This is a genomic window from Clostridium sp. AM43-3BH (genome assembly GCF_003479985.1).
GTDB classification, from domain to species: Bacteria; Bacillota; Clostridia; order Lachnospirales; family Lachnospiraceae; genus Otoolea; species Otoolea fessa.
The window spans coordinates 1-17,162 of sequence record NZ_QUIH01000003.1 but is presented as its reverse complement, the minus strand read 5'-3'; the positions used below and the strand labels follow the sequence as shown (position 1 = coordinate 17,162).

Here is a 17,162-nt window from a genome sequence, read left to right as displayed (position 1 = left end):
AATGTAGCCGTAATCAAGAACAAATTTCACTCTGACATTGCAGCCCATCCTGCTTTTATGTTATCCTTATTGGAATGACAACAAATAACCCATTTTCACCCCAAAGAGGTTCCCTAAATGAAACGGACATTATCATACACTATTACAAATAAAAACAAAGCTGACACCATCGGCGCCTTCCTCCGCGATGCCGGATATTCCCGCCGCATACTCATCGAGCTCAAACAGAACCCTGAGCAGATCTGCCTGAACGGAACACCGTCCTGGCTAAACACACCGCTTCAGATCGGAGACACCCTGACGCTCTTTCTCCCGGACGAACCCGTTTCTTCAGATATTCTTCCGGTCAATCTTCCGATCGATATAGTATATGAAGACGAAGATCTCATAATACTCAACAAAGCCACCGGAATGCCTGTCCACCCATCCCAGGGACACCATGAAAATACTCTGGCAAACGCCCTCGCGTACCGGTTTGCCTCGCGCGGCGAACATTTCGTGTTCCGTGCCGTGAACCGCTTAGACCGCGACACCACCGGTCTTCTGCTGATCGCCAAACATAAAATAAGCGGCGCATTTCTCTCCGCCATGACTGCAAAAAAAGAGATACGCCGCGAATATCTCGCGATTGTTGCCGGTAAACCAGAAGAATCCGGCACCATCGATCTGCCGATCGCCCGAAAAGATGGTTCCACCATCGAACGCTGCATCGATATGGATCATGGGGAACACGCCGTCACCCATTACCGGTGTCTCGATTACCGGGACGATCTCGGCTGCTCCCTCGTCCGGCTTCGCCTGGAAACGGGGCGCACCCACCAGATCCGGGTCCACATGAAAGCCATCGGGCACCCACTTTTAGGGGATTTTCTATACAACCCGGATTACCGCTTCATCGGACGGCAGGCGCTTCACTCCTATACGGTGGCATTCCGGCATCCGATCACAGGGGAAGCAATGGAGTTTACGGCTCCGATGCCGGAGGATTTTTCCTTTTTCCATTAATACTGCTTTCTCAGTCCCTTCGGATAATGGTTTTTCAGCGTACCGCCGCTCTTCTTGCCCCATCCGAGCGAATACCCGTCCACACTCACAAGGCACCAGCCTTTTCCGGCGTCTTCCTCAGAAAGCTGGATCGTCTCGCCGCGCAGGTATGCCGCCGTCTCCGGCGCGGCGGCAGACAGGTTCACGTTCTGTTTTACCTCCGATGGATGCAGGGCAAGTGCCAGCGCGTGGGACGGCTCAAAACGGTTTTTCTTAAATTCTCCCATCTGAAGCCCCGGGCGAAGCACCCGCAGCCCCTTAAAATCGACCATCTCCTCCGGCGTCCGGTAAAGCTGGTCGCCAAACATCGTCATCGTACTGTCCGCTGTCCATTTCTTCGGCTCAATAAATATCTCTTTGCAGAAATCCTCATAGACTGCCAGAAGCTTCTTGTCCTTCATTGAAGCCGGATATTTACGCTTCACGATCTCCGGCTCACCCGTTTTTCGAAGAAGTGCCGCATAATGGCCTTCTCCCTCGGTCCGGTGCGGCCAGATACGGACCGTTTTCTCGATTCCATCCGTCACACCCGCCCCCCAGGCTGGAACGCCGTGCGAAAGTCCCGGATAGTCCGGCGTTTCCTCTAGCGCAAACTCTGGATGTGCCTCTAAGAAACGTCCGATCGCCTGCTCGTCCTCCTCCGGCGCAAAAGTACAGGTGGAGTACACCAGCCGTCCGCCCGGTTTCAGCATCATCGCCGCATTTTCAAGAATCTCCTGCTGCCGCCCAGCACAGCGACGCACATTCTCCGGGCTCCATTCCGTGACCGCCGTCTCATCCTTGCGGAACATTCCCTCGCCGGAACACGGTGCATCCACGATGATCCCATCAAAAAATGCCGGAAAATACTTCGTCAGCCGCCCGGAATCTTCATTTGTCACAACCGCATTCCGGATTCCCATGCGCTCGATATTCTGCGAGAGAATCTTTGCACGCGCCGGATGGATCTCATTGCTCACCAGAAGTCCTTCTCCGCTCAGTCTCGCCGCCGCCTGCGTCGATTTTCCGCCCGGTGCCGCACAGAGATCCAGAATCATTTCCCCCGGCTGCGGGTTTAAAAGCGAAGCCGCAATCATCGCGCTCGGCTCCTGAATATAGTAAACGCCCGCATCGTGGTACGGATGACGCCCCGGACGATCCTCCGCCCCATAAGCGAATCCCTCCGCCGCCCACGCAACCGGATTCAGAGAAAATGGAGCCGTCTTAGCAAATTCCGCCGGATCCGTTTTCAGTCCGTTCACGCGCAGTCCCTGTGAGCGCTCCTTGTCGTAACTGGCGATAAACGCATCGTACTCCCTGCCGAGCATCTGTTTCATTCGTTCAGTAAATGCTGCTGGTAAATTTATCATGGTTTTGTATTATCCTTCTTAATCAAACATATAATTCATCTTTCCTAAATAATAATACTATTACATAAACAGCAATTCCGTCAACTATTTCTGCCTCTTCTTTCCAGTATCTTTTCCGCCCCATTTTCCCACACTATCCTCATGATTCGATGGATATTTACGTTCGTTCTCCTCCCATTTTTTAGTTTCTCACTCACACGCGGATGCAATCTGTTTTCTTCCAATTTTTCCAGTATCAGCATCGCACTGCACCGACGCGGGGAATTTTTTCTCTGGTGCCTGCTCTGCGGCGGCTTTTTCTACTCCCAACTCTCCCTGTACCGCCCCCGCCAGGCAAAATACTGCCTGCTTCTCCTCACTGCCGCTGCCCTGCTGCCCTATACCCCGGAGCACCTCCCAGTCTGTGCTATCCTTCACACGCTTCTGGCACTGGCGGCTGCACTGTTATTTCTTTATAATCTGTTTTATTTAAGCTTGCAGCTCTATCTTTCGTCCCCAGCTCCTGCCCGTTATTCCCAACCCCCCTCCAATACTGCCTTTTTCAGCAAATTGACTCACTCTTTGGATTCTCCTGCTGCCCGTGGGCGCCTCTGCCTCCTGCTTCTCTGGACTTCTTGTGTTTTCTGTCTGGACAGCTGGATTTTATCGGGAATCATCAACAGTGCCATGGAAATTTGCCTGACCTTAACCGCTGGCGTACTGTTCTGGCTGTTTTTTCCTTCACTACGCCTGGCATCGAATCATCCGCATTCCCTGTTGTAATTCTTGCAAAGCGTTTTTTAAACATCTCCCTATCAACAAAAAAAGCCAATTCTATATCTCTCTTAATACACCAAAGATATAAAAACTGGCTTTTTACCATTCTTAAATTTTTATACCTGCTCCCTCATTTTAAGCAGATATGGTATGTAAACTTCCCGTCATACAGAGCCGGAAACTTCACCGAACGACCACCTTAGTACACAATCTTGTACTCGCTGGAACCTTCTCCATTTACCACATAGTAAACGGCACGCTCTTCCGGTTTAACATACAGGGTCAGAGTCTCAATCTCGTCCTCTTTATGTCCCAGAGCTGCATATGCTTTCTTTGCTTCTGCCTCCAGCTTCTCGATAGAAATCTCAGCACCTGCGTACTGTACGTATGCAACTGTCTTTACTTCCTTTTTCTCAGCTGTCTTCTTTGCTGCAGTGGTTGTCTTTGTGGTTGTCTTTGTGGTTCTCTTTGCAGTTGTTTTCTTTACGGTCACGTCTGTCTCCTTTTTCTCTGCGGCTGCTGCCACCTCTTTCTTCTCTGCGAGGGCGGTCTCCTTCTTCTGTACCGGCGCTACGGCTGTTTCTTTCTTCTCTACATGTGCCAGTGCAGTTTCCTTTTTCGGAACGGATGCTACTGCCGTCTCTTTTTTCTCCACCGCTGCAACAGCTGTTTCCTTCTTTGCCACTTCCGCTACCGCTGTCTCTTTCTTTGCGACTGCTGCCACTGCCGTTTCTTTCTTCGCCACTTCAGCTACGGCTGTCTCTTTTTTCTCCACAACAGACGGAACCTTTTTCTCTTCCGTTGAAACAGATTTCTTTGCCGCTGTCTTGGCTAATGTTTTCTTTCTCTGAACCATATATCTCATCCTCCTTCTCTGCTTTCTCCGCAACGTCTTCCGGCTTGTGATTCTGTGCTCACTCACACGGCGCAGCTTTTCTGCCTGCGGCAATGCCTCATATCCGATTCATTCCCGACAGTCGAAGTAGGGACACCGCCTAATCACATCCTTGTCATTCTGCGGTATCCCCATAATTTAATTGTCTTATATTCAAGTTTCCCCAAGTTGTCTGTCCATTCAGATTATCACACAAATGGTCTTTTTCCGCCCTTGATCCACCGTCAAGCACATCCTATCCCTATTTCCATGACCTTGTCTGAACTTTAACAAATTATACGGCAATTTCCTGTTTTTGTCAACAAAACCGCTCTTCCTACCGAATCGCCAAGTACAAATTATAAAATCCAGTTACACTGACGATTCCCACCATAATCGGCGTCAGGAATCGGATGCAGAACACCCAGAGTTTTCCCAGACGGAATTTCGTACCGTCCGCCTCGATCTCCGCAAGCAGATACTCCGGTTTCCATTTCCAGCCTACATAGTAGCACATCGTGAGTCCACCGAGCGGCATCAGAATATTATCCGTTACCAGTCCGGCGAAATCAAAGACCGACTGATTCAGGATTGTGACATCACTCAGGACGCCGAAGGACAGCGCACTCGGAATGCCAAGCAGCGTGATCGCCGTACCAATCACAAGCGCCGCATGCTTGCGTTCCCAGCCCAGCGAATCAATCGCAAAAGAGGCACAGACTTCCAGAAGTGCGATCGCACTCGTAACGGCTGCGAAAAAAACCAGCGCAAAAAACAGGATTGCAAAGAAAGTTCCCCCCGCAATATTCGCAAATACCATCGGCAGTGTGCCGAAAATCAGTCCCGGTCCCTGTCCCGGCTCCAGACCGAAGGCAAATACTGCCGGAAAGATCGCGATACCCGCGAGAACCGCAATCACGGTGTCCAGACCACCGACGATCATACAGCTTTTTGGAATATTTTCCTTTCCACTCAGATAGCTTCCGTAGGTGATCGTGATACCCATACAGAGACTCAGGGAATAAAACACCTGTCCCAGTGCCGCGCTGACAGAAGAAAGCGTGAACGCCGAAAAATCCGGCTGGAAGATAAATAACAGTCCTTTCGAAGCTCCCGGAAGCGTCACGCTTCTGAAAATGATGACAAATAACAGAACCAGAAGCATCGGCATCATCAATTTGCTCGCTTTCTCAATGCCATTGATGCCAAAATAGCAGACAGCTATAGTCGCTGCCATAAATACAATATGCCAGATCACCGGCTCGCTGCTGCCGATAAAGGCGTTAAAATCCGGCGCTGCCGCCGTCGTCACATAGCTGGCAATATACTTTAAAATCCAGCCGCCGATGACGCTGTAATAACTCAAAATAATAAACGCCGCCAGTACGCCGAATATACCGACAATCCGTGCGTGCGGATGAATGTCCGCATATGCCTGCACCGGATCATGCCGCGTCTTCCGTCCCAGGGACATTTCCGTGATCATAACCGGCAGTCCGAGAACGACGATAAAAAACAGATACGCAACCAGAAATGGAAATCCACCGTTCTTTCCCATCAGATATGGAAATTTCCACAGATTTCCCAATCCAATCGCCGCCCCAGCCGTCGCCATAATAAAGCCCAGCTTACTCGCCCATTGTTTGTTTTTACTCATGTGTAGCCCTCTTAGTATTCTTTCATTTCATATTTGATATAGCCTTGCGTTATAACGCAATATGGACTATTATATCGAATTTTAGGGACTATGTAAACCGTTTTTAAGTGGGAATCACGCAAAAAAGCCTGTCCCCCGACACCTTTCCCATGCCAAAAGACAGACTTTTCTCTATTTCTTAATTCAATTCATTTCCGGCAGCACACTCCCGGCATTCCAGAAAGCCACGCCGAATTTCCACTTTTTATCTTAGTCTTCGATCGTATCGATCAGACTGTCATCATCAAAGTAATTGATCCGCATCGAAGCCTTCACATCGCGAAGTGTCTCAGCAGCCTTCGCCTCTGCTGCCTTGCTTCCCTCTTTCAAGATGTCAAATACATCCGGGATTCTCTTCTCCCATTCCTGGCGTCTCGCGCGAATCGGAGCCAGTTCAGCCTGCATGACGTTGTTTAAGAATTTCTTCACCTTCACATCGCCCAGACCACCTCTCTGGTAATGCGCTTTCAGCTCGTCCAGGTTCTGGTAATCCGGCAGGAACTCTGCAAAATACTCCGGACGGCAGAATGCATCCAGATAGATGAAGACCGGATTGCCCTCGACTTTACCCGGATCCTCGACACGCAGGTGATTTGGATCTGTAAACATGGACATGATCTTCTTCTTCACATCTGCTTCCGAATCAGAGAGGTAGATGCAGTTTCCAAGCGATTTGCTCATCTTTGCCTTTCCATCGATACCCGGCAGACGCAGACACGCCTTGTTGGACGGAAGCAGAATCTCCGGTTCCGTCAGAGTCTCGCCGTACACGCTGTTGAATTTATGGACGATCTCCTTGCACTGCTCTAACATCGGCATCTGATCCTCTCCAACCGGAACGGTCGTCGCGCGGAATGCAGTGATATCCGCCGCCTGGCTAATCGGATAAGTAAAGAATCCAACCGGGATGCTTGCCTCAAAATTACGCATCTGAATCTCTGCTTTTACGGTAGGATTTCGCTGTACACGGGATACCGTAACCAAGTTCATATAGTAAAAAGTAAGCTCTGTCAGCTCCGGCACCATCGACTGGATAAAGATGGTGGATTTCTCCGGGTCAATTCCACAAGCCAGATAGTCCAGGGCAACCTGCAGAATATTTTTACGCACCTTTTCCGGGTGATCGGCATTGTCCGTCAGTGCCTGCGCATCGGCAATCATAATATAAATCTCATCGAACTTGCCGGAGTTCTGAAGTCTCACTCTCTCGCTCAGAGAGCCAACATAATGTCCGACATGTAAGCGCCCGGTAGGACGATCGCCGGTTAAAATAATTTTCTTCATCTATTTGTTTCCCCTTCCATTCTGGTGTTTTTTCTTTAATGGATTTTTGCGCGTGACTGTTAAGGTACTGAACAGTTACGAAAATATTATATATCCTGGCTGGCAGACTGTCAACATTCTGAGACTCCATCTTCCCCAGTAACTCTGTAACTCTGTTACCATTCTTGTCTTGCATATATATGTTAAACACCAGAATTTCCAGTTCCGGAAATTTACTTGCTCTGCGCAAACAGCCAGTCTCTGACTACTTCTGGCTCTTACTCCTGCAGGTTTACCATCACATCCGAAACATCCACTTTCTTATCGATCAGCCCGCTCTCGCTCATCCAGTCGATGTTTTCCTGCCAGCACTCTTCGGTCTGGGTCAAAAACGGAACCTCATCGCTCTCCATGAGCGGCAGAAGTGTCTCACAGGACTTCTCCTCCACGCTCTGGGTCAGAGGGAAGTTTTCCTCATTCTGATTATTCATCAGGATTGCCAGGCAGCCATTCGGATCGTTCTTAAAGTCTTCAAAGCCCTTCTTCGATGCGCGTAAGAATCCTTCCAGAACTTCCGGCTCCTGCTGGATCATTTCGTTGTTGGCAAGGAATACTTCCTCATAATAATTCGGGATTCCATATCCATCTGCCATGAAGTAGTTGACATCAAAGCCCTCTTCCTCCATCTGCGGAACCTCATGGTTGACAAGGCATCCGATCGTCGCATCCACATTGCCGGTCGTCATAGAACTCATCAGTTCAAATCCGACATCGATCAGGTTTACATCCGATGCATCCGCTCCCACATATTCCATCATGCTCTTGACAACCGCCTCGCTGAGTGCTGTTCCGCCGTAACCAACGGTTTTTCCAACCAGATTTTCCGGTCCTGTGATATTCTTATCCTTTAAAGAAAGAACGACACTTAACGGGGACTGCACGATCGCACCGATGGATTTGATCTTCGTTCCCTGATTGGCAACCGCCTGGATCACATCCTGCTGATAGTACATGCCTATCTCCGCCTTTCCAGCCGCTACCAGTGATAACGCATCGTTCGCATTGGCCGGAAAACGCACATTCACATCCAGTCCTTCTTCCGCATAATAGCCGCGCTCGATCGCCGTATAAATAAAGGTATGGATCGCATTCGGATACCAGTCAAGAACCACATTGATCTCTTTAAGATCCTGACTTTTTCCATCTTCCGAGGTCTGTTTCGCATCCGTGCCCTCTGCCTGAGCAGCTGTCTCACTCTTTTCGCTGGCCGTTCCACATCCGCCAAGTGTCATCATTCCCATCACTGCTGCCATCACTGCGGCAGCCATTCTCATTCGTTTTTTCATCTCATATCCTTTCAGTTTTACAAATTTCCGTTTATATTTCCCTATCACTTATCTGTTTTCCAGTTTTTTTGCATATGACTTACTGGATTCACATACCAATCTCAACGATCTGGACTTCTTCACGAGTAGCTCTTTTTGTGAATACACTTTTTCGGCCTGCAGCACACATTTCAAAAATACAGACTTTTCAATATCCGCACACATACTTCAAAATTTCATCCTATATCACAATTTCCTACTCATTCCTCCAGAAAATCATCCGCTTTTCAAGCAGCGAGACAACCCACGTTGCCGCCATCGCCACTACCGATAGGAGCAGAATCGGTGCAAATACACCGGCTCCATCTAACTGGGTCATCATTCTCCGGCTGAAATATCCGAGTCCGCTCTGAGCGCCCAGCCATTCTCCAATCGCCGCTCCGATGATCGACAGCGGTACCGCCATCTTGATCGCTGAAAAAAAGTACGGAAGCGTCGCCGGAATCTTTAATTTCAAAAAGATCTGACGCTTATCCGCGCCAAATGTAAACAAAAGTTCTTCCATTTCCGTCTTCACCGACCGGAACCCGTCAAATACCGTGATCGTGATCGGGAAAAACGTAATCAGCACCGTTACCAGCACCTTGCTCCAGATCGTGTAGCCAAACCAGAGGACAAACAGCGGTGCCAGCGCCGTCGTCGGGATCGTCTGCGAGGCGATGATCAGCGGATACAGCGCCTTTCTTGCCGTCTCACTGGCATCCATCAGCACAGCCAGTCCCACGCCCAGCACGATCGAGATCAAAAGTCCAATCGCAACTACCGACATCGTCGCCGGCAGATGTGCCGTAAATAATGGACCCCGAAGTTCCCACAGCCGTACAACCACCTGAACCGGAGACGGGAGAATATAGGCCGCATCAATCCCCATAGCCGCTGCCTGCCATGTAAACAGAAGCACCGCCACCAGAATCAGGGCTGGAAGATTCGCATTCATCCGGCTTCCCATTTTATTTGTTTTTTTCTGTTCCATCACGCCTTCTCCTTCTTAAGCATTCCGATCAGTTCTTCCTTTAAGGACAGAATCTCCGGTCTGCGAAGCTCTTCCCGGGATCGCGGATATCCCGCCGGGACCTCGATGGAGCGCAGATGTGTGATCGGTGACTGTTCCACCACGAGAATCCGGCTGGACAGAAACACCGCTTCTTCCACATCATGCGTGATGAAAAGAACCGTCTTTTTCTCCTTCTCCCACTGTTCCAGAAGCCACTCCCGCATAGACAGTCTTGTCAGATAATCCAGGGCTGAAAACGGCTCATCCAAAAGCAGAAGGTCTGAACCCGTCAGAACCGTTCTCGCAAAGGCGGCTCTCTGGCGCATACCGCCGGAAAGCTCTTTCGGCGTCTTATCTCCCCAGTCTGCAAGTCCAACCGATCGAAGCGCATCATCCGCTTTTTTCTGCATCTGTTCCTTCGAATATCCGCCCTGAATCTCCATCGGAAGCATCAGATTCTCCCGCACGGTGCGCCATGGAAACAGCAGATCCTGCTGCGGCATATATCCGCAGTAATTTTTCTTCGTTTCGATCGATTCCCCATCCACCCGGATCACACCGGAAGCCGGGGTAAGAAGCTTATTTACCAGCCGGAAGATCGTACTTTTTCCACAGCCGGAAGCGCCGATGATGGACACAAACTCCCCATCCTGGACTTCAAACGACAGATGGTCAATGATCGAAAAATCCTCTACCGCATATTGGAAACGCACGTTGTCAAATGTAAGCATATTTACCGCCTCATTTCCCACGCCATATCCCAGAATGCCGCTTCATAGCGGGAGCAGGCCACAAAAATATCCACCAGATGTTTCTTTTGTTTCTCAGACAGATCCTCTGCCAGACGGTTCATCCACTCTACAAGGACTTCATTTTCCTTGTGGTAAGACTCGGAAGCGTATCCCCGGATCCACTCCCCATAAAATGGATGTTTGTCGGCATCCGGTCTGTCTGCTGCGATTTTCTTCGCAATCCATTCATAGCTGAGGGCGCAGGACAATATCGCTGCTGCCGCCTCCGGCGTGCCCCCCTCATAAGCGATGCGAAGCATATAAGAAGTATAAGAAAGGTTATCCAGAGCGACCGGCGTCTGTTCCGCCTCTTCTCTGGTTATCCCCAAACGTTCCATGTAAGCACGGTGAATATCCATCTCCCCATCCAGAATCGAGTGGGTATATCCGGCAAACAGGCGCATAAATGCGAGATCCGTTGATTTTGCCGCCCCGATGGAAAACACCTTTGTGTAATCAATCAGATACAGATAATCCTGTATCATATAATATTTGAATTTATCATGATCCAGACTGCCGTCCGCAATGCCTTTTACGAACGGTTTTTCATTGTAACCAGCCCAGATCTCCTTTGTGGCTTCCAAAAGCCTCTCTGTCATTGTCATACGCGTTCCTCCGCAAATCCTTTTCCCCAGAAATCAAATCCATGATCCATCGGCCCGGATCCTTTTCCAAGATCCAGCATCGCTCCCAGTGCGCCGGAAATATATGCCTTGGCACGTTCCACCGCGGTGTCAAGATCATAGCCCTTCGCCAGATTGGATGCAATCGCGCTGGACAGGGTACAGCCCGTCCCATGGGTGTTGGAATTGTGGATGCGTTTTCCGTTAAACCAACGGTATCCGCCGTCCCGGTATAAAAGATCGTTGGCATCATTTAACTGATGTCCACCCTTGCAGAGAACCGCACAATGGTACGTTTCACTGATACATTTTGCTGCCGTAATCATATCGTCGGCAGACTTAATTTCCATTCCTGATAAGACCTCCGCCTCCGGAATGTTCGGTGTCAGAACCGCCGCTAATGGAAAAAGCGATTCTTTCAAGGTGTCGATGGCGTCGTCGCTGATTAACTTTGCTCCGCTCGTCGCCACCATAACCGGGTCCACAACAATGTTTTCTGCCTGGTACTCACAAAGCTTCTTCGCAATCGACTTGATCAGTCCGGTTGAAGAAACCATACCGATCTTTACCGCATCCGGACGAATATCCGTAAATACGCTGTCAATCTGCTGTTCCAGAAATTCCGGGGTTATCTCAAAAATCCCCTGGACGCCGGTTGTGTTCTGGGCCGTCAGCGCCGTGATCGCACTCATTCCATATACTCCATTGGCGATCATCGTCTTTAAATCGGCCTGGATACCGGCGCCTCCGCTGCAATCACTTCCAGCGATTGTTAATGCTGTCTTCATAATTAACTCCTTTCAGGCATCAATAACTTTTATAAGGCGACACAAGGTGGTGCCCCCAATGTGCCGCCATAAAAAACTTTTTGCAAAGTTTCTTACCATTTTTTAATGAAGCTTTTTTCACAAGCTTTTTCTTATAAACTTTTTCATGCCATTTTTTGACAAAATGACAACGTTTTCATCTTTACAGGACCTTTTTTACAGCTTCCTTCAGTTCCTCTGCTGCCTTTTCAATATCATCGGCCGCAAACAAGGCGCTGACCACTGCAATGCCGTCCACACCTGTTCCTTTTAACAGTTCCAGATGTTCTTTATTCAGTCCGCCGATCGCAACAACCGGAATATCGACTGCCTGACAGATCTTGGCAAGCATCCCCGGCGTCACGGCATCGGCGTCCTTTTTGGTTCCCGTCGGATAGATGGCTCCGACTCCCAAATAATTCGCCCCATGCTTTTTCGCAAGAAGCGCCTGTTCTACATTTTTGCAGGAAACGCCGATGATCTTATCTGGTCCCAGCTTTTCCCGGACCTTTCCCGCTTCCATATCGCTCTGTCCCACATGGACGCCGTCCGCATCCACCGCCAGGGCAATCTCCACGTTGTCATTGATCACAAACGGAACCTGATACTTTCTGCAAAGCATTTTAAGCTTCTTTGCCTCCTCCAGAAACTCCGCCTCGTCAAGCTCCTTTTCTCTCAGCTGGACAAACGTCGCCCCGCCCTTCAAAGCTTTCTCAACCTGACTCTCCAGAGTTTCCCCCTTCAGCCATGCGCGGTCTGTCACCGCGTAAAGCAGCATATCTTCCGGTCTGCAGTTCATCTGCATTTCCTCCTTTTCTCAGCTGTTCTTATAAAAACGGACACTAAAGCTCTATTATCTTACTTCAAATTTTGCTCCAGCCTCCAGCGCTTCTCCGTTCATGCGATAAATAGCATCAATGATATAATTCCGATAAGTCGCATTGCCGTCCAGTTCACTTAAACGGGCGTATGCCGTCTCCCCGGCCAGTCCCATCGCGCAGACTGCCGCAGCAGCTGCCTCAAGCGGCTGTTCCTGGTTGGCTGTCACAAAGGCCGCCGTCAGAGCCGAGAGCTGACAGCCGGTTCCCGTGATGGAAGACATCTCCGGACGACCGTTGTAAATGCAGTATGCCTTCTCCGCATCCGCCACAATGTCGATCGCACCGGTGATCGCAACGACCGCATTCATCTTTCCGGCAAATGCCTTCGCAAAAGCTGCCGCCTCGTCCAGATTTTCCTTCGTCACCCGGTCTGCCAGATCGGCATCCACGCCCTTCGTCGTCCCATTTCCAAGTGCCAGTGTCTTGATCTCCGAAATGTTCCCGCGGATCACGGTAAACCTGACTTCCTTTAAAAGCTGATTGGCGGTCTCTGTTCTGAGTTTCGACGCACCGGCGCCTACCGGGTCTAAAACTACCGGATGACCCAGCTCATTTGCCCGCTTTCCGGCAAGCAGCATGGATTCGATGGTCCGGCTGTTTAATGTGCCGATATTGATATTCAGTCCGCCGCAGATGGTCTGGATATCCGAAACTTCGTCCTTATCATCCGCCATGATCGGGGACGCGCCGCATGCGAGTACCACGTTGGCACAGTCATTGACAGTCACGTAGTTCGTAATGTTGTGGATTAACGGACATTTTTCTCTTACATTATCAAATATTTCTTTAAACATGTGCTGGCTTCTCCTCTCTCAGTGCTTCCTGCATTCCTGCTAAAATATTGGCTTTCTTTAAACTTAAAATCAGAACCGCGCTTATGATCGCGCCTCCCGCGGTCGAGATCAAAAACGGAACCACATAGGCATAGACAGCCAGTCCCGCCGCGCTCTTTCCCATCAGGAAAACTGCCACCGGATATGCTGCAAATCCGCCCAGAATGGACGTTCCAAGCACCTCACCGATCAAAGTTGCGAACACACTCTGCGTTTTCTTGTAAACCAGTCCGCAGATCAGGGCGCCAAACATACTGCCCGGAAATGCCATCAGGCTTCCAAGTCCTAACAGATTTCGGATCAGCGCCGCTGCAAAGGCCGCTCCCAGTCCATAGCCCGGTCCCAGAAGAACGGCACACAGGATATTTACCATATGCTGTACCGGGGAACACTTGCTTCCGAACACCGGAACGGAAAATAAACTTCCTACGATGGCAACGGCACAGAATACAGCCGCAATCGCCAGTTTTTTCGTGTTTGTCTTATTCATTTTTCTTCTCCTTCTTTGAAAATTTGCAACTGTTCTGTTTCTTTGATATTCTTGAACAGTTACGAACAATTTACGTTTTCTGCATGAAATTCGGTCGATACTCTCTGGTATCCTCTCACGCCGGAACACGGCTTCCCATCGCTGCCTACAAAGCTCAGGGCGCTCCCCCTCAGCTCGCCGCACACATGCGGAATACGTTCCCCCTTTCAAAGAATTTAATTTTAAAAGAATGTGCCCTGGCACATTCCCGCGCCGAGCGCGGTCGCTTGCGACATGATTCCCTTCCGCCGCAGTGCGATCCCGCCCGGTAGGACTTTTTATATAACAGGAAATTTCAACGGATTTTCCTGTTATATGAAAAAACAGGAGATACCCCTGCGGATATCTCCTGTAAAAATTCATCTCATGACTTCCTACGACGGCATTATCCGCATCAGGTTAAAGGGTCGAAGTTCGATTACTTCCTCTCAGCCCGCTAACGAGCTCCCCTGTTTTTATCAAATTTGCAATGTTTCCATGCTGAACCATCGCCAGACTTATTATAGCGCATCTGGCGAAATTTTCAAGTGCGACTTTCTGGTGCACTTTTATCCCCTATCCTTTCACGATCAAGGTCAGCATAAGCGCCCGCCAGATTCCGGTGAGTCCCATAATGCCACCCAAAAGAATCGCTAATGGGATCCTGAGACCGGTAAATGTAATGCTGAGCAGACTGCAAAGGTGCGTCTGCAATCAGCTGAGGCGTTCCATTCGTGTTATTACACAAATCCCCCAAAACCTCTACACAACTCACTACACACTTTTTTACACAATTCGCATAAGAAGATAGAATAAATTGCAACAAGTTATATAAAAAAGTATCAAAAAACAGTACACAAAAAAGTGCTGAAACCCTACATAAATACTGGGTTTCAGCACTTTCTAATAAGTTATATGAAGTTACAACAAGTAGTTCGCTTACTGTGCCATCTGCTTTGCAACTTCCTCTGCAAAGTTCTCTTCCTTCTTTTCGATACCTTCACCAGTCTCAAAACGAACGAACTTCTTAACAGTGATCTTCGCACCATTCTCTTTAGCAACCTGAGCTACATACTGAGCTACGCTCTGCTTGCCATCCTCAGCCTTAACATATACCTGATCCAGAAGGCAGATCTCTTTGAGCTCTTTCTTGATACGACCCATAACCATGCCGCTGATGATCTTGTCGTTTGCGTCCGGCTTCTCGTTCTTAGCTGCTACAGTCAGGATCTCTTTCTCTTTTGCGATGTAATCTGCATCTACTTCGCTGTCGTTGGTGTACAGCGGTTTCAGAGCTGCAGCCTGCATAGCTACGTTCTTAGCCATCTCTTTGATTGCATCGTTTACAACGTCAGTTTCAACGTCTACCAGAACGCCGATCTTGCCGCCTGCATGGATGTAGGAAGCAACGAAACCGTTCTCCTCAGCTAACTGAGCAAAACGACGGATCTTCATGTTCTCGCCGATGATGGAGATCTGGGAAGACAGAGCCTCTGCAACTGTCAGGGACGGATCCTTTGCCCATTTTTCAGCCAGAAATGCGTCAATATCTGCTGCGCTTGTGTTCAGCGCCTGCTCAGCAACATCAGATACATAGTTCTGGAACTTCTCGTTCTTAGCTACGAAGTCTGTCTCTGCGTTTACTTCTACTACAACTGCCTTCTTTTCATCAGCGGTAACCTTAGTCATAACGATACCCTCTGCTGCAATACGGCCAGCTTTCTTAGTAGCGCCTGCAAGTCCTTTTTCTCTCAGGAACTCAACAGCTTTGTCCATGTCGCCATCTGTAGCTGCAAGAGCTTTCTTACAGTCCATCATACCAGCGCCTGTCATTTCACGTAACTCTTTTACCATTGCGGCTGTAACTGCCATCTTAAATCCCTCCGTGTATATAAATTCAGGTACACGTTCGTATACCCGCGCGGAGCACGCTTTTATGCGGAAAACCGCGGCGTGCTCCTGGTCTTTTGGTTTCAGTTTTTAATTTTGGGGTTAATTAAGCCTCTGTAGCCTCTGCTTCGCCCTCTGCTGCAGCTGCCTCAGCCTCGCCCTGCTTAGCTTCGATAACAGCGTCTGCCATTCTGGAAACGATCAGTTTTACGGCACGGATAGCATCATCGTTACCCGGGATTACATAATCCAGCTCTTCCGGATCACAGTTGGTATCGATGATACCGATCAGCGGAATACCCAGAGTATGAGCCTCCTGTACGCAGATTCTTTCCTTCTTCGGATCTACTACGAAGATAGCATCCGGGATCTTCTTCATATCTTTGATACCGCCCAGGTTCTTCTCCAGCTTCTCCCACTCTTTTTTCAGCTCGATAACTTCTTTCTTCGGCAGAACGTCGAAAGTTCCGTCCTCAGACATAGCCTCGATCTGTTTTAATCTAGCGATACGGCTCTGGATGGTCTTGAAGTTTGTCAGCATACCGCCTAACCATCTCTCGTTTACATAGAACATACCACATCTCTCAGCCTCGGTCTTGATAGCGTCCTGAGCCTGCTTCTTTGTACCAACGAACAGGATTGTGCCGCCGTCTGCTGCGATATCGGATACTGCCTTGTAAGCCTCATCTACTTTACCTACAGATTTCTGAAGGTCGATGATGTGGATACCATTTCTCTCGGTGTAGATGTACGGAGCCATTTTCGGGTTCCATCTTCTGGTCTGGTGTCCAAAATGTACACCTGCTTCGAGTAACTGCTTCATTGAAATAACGCTCATGTTTCTTTCCTCCAATTTTGGTTTTTCTTCCGCCGTCTTCTCATGCTTTCCGCGGGGACTCATAATGAGCACCGTCCTGCGTAAATCCGACCGGCGTGAATTTTCAGCCTTTATACTATATCACAGGCACGGTATACATGCAAGTGGAAATTAAAAAAATCACGCATTTTCCTTCATTTTTCTTCGTTTCTTGAATTTCTTCCAGCAAGCATATACGGAATGATAATACAAAACCTTCAGTAAAAACTTTTAGCAATTCTATGTAAATTAAAAGCGGGCTCCGAAAACCTCGGAACCCGCATAAATCCTAGAAATAAAAAGAGCGCGAGACGGGACTCGAACCCGCGGCCTCGACCTTGGCAAGGTCGCGCTCCACCAACTGAGCCACTCGCGCATATTTGTAAGAATCGGGGTGACAGGATTCGAACCTGCGACCTCCTGGTCCCAAACCAGGCGCTCTAGCCAAGCTGAGCCACACCCCGTCATCCACGTTTATATTTGATTTTCTTGAACGTTTATATACCTTCAAAACTGCACACTGAATTTCTTCTACTTTCTATCTTCCATCCTTTAGGAAATAACTTCCTCTTACCTATCCTTAACCATAACCTTTTGGTTAAGCCCTCGACCG

At 49.1% G+C, this 17,162-nt stretch carries 17 protein-coding genes, 2 tRNA genes and 1 riboswitch; of the genes, 1 reads left to right on the top strand and 18 read right to left on the bottom strand.

All coding sequences use genetic code 11. From position 1 onward, the window contains the following. Window positions 1-117: 117 nt before the first annotated feature. Window positions 118-1,005 carry an RluA family pseudouridine synthase gene (locus DW931_RS05825; RefSeq protein ID WP_118482356.1) on the top strand — a complete coding sequence of 296 codons (888 nt, stop codon included), beginning with the start codon at window positions 118-120 and terminating at the stop codon, window positions 1,003-1,005. On the opposite strand, the gene DW931_RS05820 is transcribed toward DW931_RS05825, so the two are convergent. The 18 genes from DW931_RS05820 to DW931_RS05740 all read right to left on the bottom strand — a co-directional run bounded on the left by DW931_RS05820 (window position 1,002) and on the right by DW931_RS05740 (window position 17,013). Then, window positions 1,002-2,393: an RsmF rRNA methyltransferase first C-terminal domain-containing protein gene (locus DW931_RS05820; RefSeq protein WP_182429164.1), complete on the bottom strand. Its 1,392-nt coding sequence runs from the start codon at window positions 2,391-2,393 to the stop codon at window positions 1,002-1,004. The genes DW931_RS05825 and DW931_RS05820 overlap by 4 nt on opposite strands. Before the next feature lie 189 nt (window positions 2,394-2,582). Then, complete coding sequence (locus DW931_RS05815; RefSeq protein ID WP_118482355.1) at window positions 2,583-2,810, bottom strand: hypothetical protein; 228 nt, start codon at window positions 2,808-2,810, stop codon at window positions 2,583-2,585. A gap of 238 nt (window positions 2,811-3,048) precedes the next feature. Next, complete coding sequence (locus tag DW931_RS16060; protein ID WP_118482354.1) at window positions 3,049-3,255, bottom strand: hypothetical protein; 207 nt, start codon at window positions 3,253-3,255, stop codon at window positions 3,049-3,051. A gap of 93 nt (window positions 3,256-3,348) precedes the next feature. Then, window positions 3,349-4,005, bottom strand: a complete 657-nt coding sequence (locus tag DW931_RS05810) for a DUF6465 family protein (protein ID WP_118482353.1) — start codon at window positions 4,003-4,005, stop codon at window positions 3,349-3,351. A 355-nt stretch (window positions 4,006-4,360) separates the two neighbouring features. Next, window positions 4,361-5,680, bottom strand: coding sequence for a sodium-dependent transporter (locus DW931_RS05805; protein WP_117796330.1), 1,320 nt, complete (start codon window positions 5,678-5,680; stop codon window positions 4,361-4,363). Window positions 5,681-5,929: 249 nt separating this feature from the next. Next, window positions 5,930-7,003: a tryptophan--tRNA ligase gene (gene trpS / locus DW931_RS05800; RefSeq protein ID WP_117796329.1), complete on the bottom strand. Its 1,074-nt coding sequence runs from the start codon at window positions 7,001-7,003 to the stop codon at window positions 5,930-5,932. Between the two features lie 257 nt (window positions 7,004-7,260). Beyond that, window positions 7,261-8,328, bottom strand: coding sequence for an ABC transporter substrate-binding protein (locus DW931_RS05795; protein ID WP_118468079.1), 1,068 nt, complete (start codon window positions 8,326-8,328; stop codon window positions 7,261-7,263). Window positions 8,329-8,563: 235 nt separating this feature from the next. Continuing rightward, window positions 8,564-9,304 carry an ABC transporter permease gene (locus tag DW931_RS05790; RefSeq protein WP_117796467.1) on the bottom strand — a complete coding sequence of 247 codons (741 nt, stop codon included), beginning with the start codon at window positions 9,302-9,304 and terminating at the stop codon, window positions 8,564-8,566. A gap of 35 nt (window positions 9,305-9,339) precedes the next feature. Next, complete coding sequence (locus DW931_RS05785) at window positions 9,340-10,092, bottom strand: ABC transporter ATP-binding protein (protein WP_118467805.1); 753 nt, start codon at window positions 10,090-10,092, stop codon at window positions 9,340-9,342. 2 nt (window positions 10,093-10,094) lie between these two features. Next, a complete protein-coding gene (gene tenA, locus DW931_RS05780) occupies window positions 10,095-10,757 on the bottom strand; it encodes a thiaminase II (protein WP_118467803.1) in 663 nt (220 codons plus the stop codon). Further along, a complete protein-coding gene (thiD, locus tag DW931_RS05775) occupies window positions 10,754-11,563 on the bottom strand; it encodes a bifunctional hydroxymethylpyrimidine kinase/phosphomethylpyrimidine kinase (RefSeq protein ID WP_118467801.1) in 810 nt (269 codons plus the stop codon). Before thiD ends, tenA begins: the two co-directional genes overlap by 4 nt. Window positions 11,564-11,744: 181 nt before the next feature. Continuing rightward, complete coding sequence (thiE, locus tag DW931_RS05770) at window positions 11,745-12,380, bottom strand: thiamine phosphate synthase (RefSeq protein ID WP_118467799.1); 636 nt, start codon at window positions 12,378-12,380, stop codon at window positions 11,745-11,747. Window positions 12,381-12,434: 54 nt separating this feature from the next. Then, entirely contained in the window at window positions 12,435-13,256 is an 822-nt protein-coding gene (gene thiM / locus DW931_RS05765) for a hydroxyethylthiazole kinase (RefSeq protein WP_117796325.1), read from the bottom strand. Then, entirely contained in the window at window positions 13,249-13,785 is a 537-nt protein-coding gene (thiW, locus tag DW931_RS05760) for an energy coupling factor transporter S component ThiW (protein WP_107000378.1), read from the bottom strand. Before thiW ends, thiM begins: the two co-directional genes overlap by 8 nt. 393 nt (window positions 13,786-14,178) lie before the next feature. Next, window positions 14,179-14,285: riboswitch (TPP riboswitch) on the bottom strand. Window positions 14,286-14,742: 457 nt separating this feature from the next. Continuing rightward, window positions 14,743-15,675, bottom strand: coding sequence for a translation elongation factor Ts (gene tsf / locus DW931_RS05755; RefSeq protein ID WP_117796323.1), 933 nt, complete (start codon window positions 15,673-15,675; stop codon window positions 14,743-14,745). A 124-nt stretch (window positions 15,676-15,799) separates the two neighbouring features. Then, window positions 15,800-16,531, bottom strand: a complete 732-nt coding sequence (gene rpsB / locus DW931_RS05750) for a 30S ribosomal protein S2 (protein ID WP_022359217.1) — start codon at window positions 16,529-16,531, stop codon at window positions 15,800-15,802. Window positions 16,532-16,852: 321 nt separating this feature from the next. Then, a tRNA-Gly gene (locus DW931_RS05745) sits at window positions 16,853-16,925 on the bottom strand. Window positions 16,926-16,938: 13 nt separating this feature from the next. After that, window positions 16,939-17,013, bottom strand: a tRNA-Pro gene (locus DW931_RS05740). Window positions 17,014-17,162 lie beyond the last annotated feature (149 nt).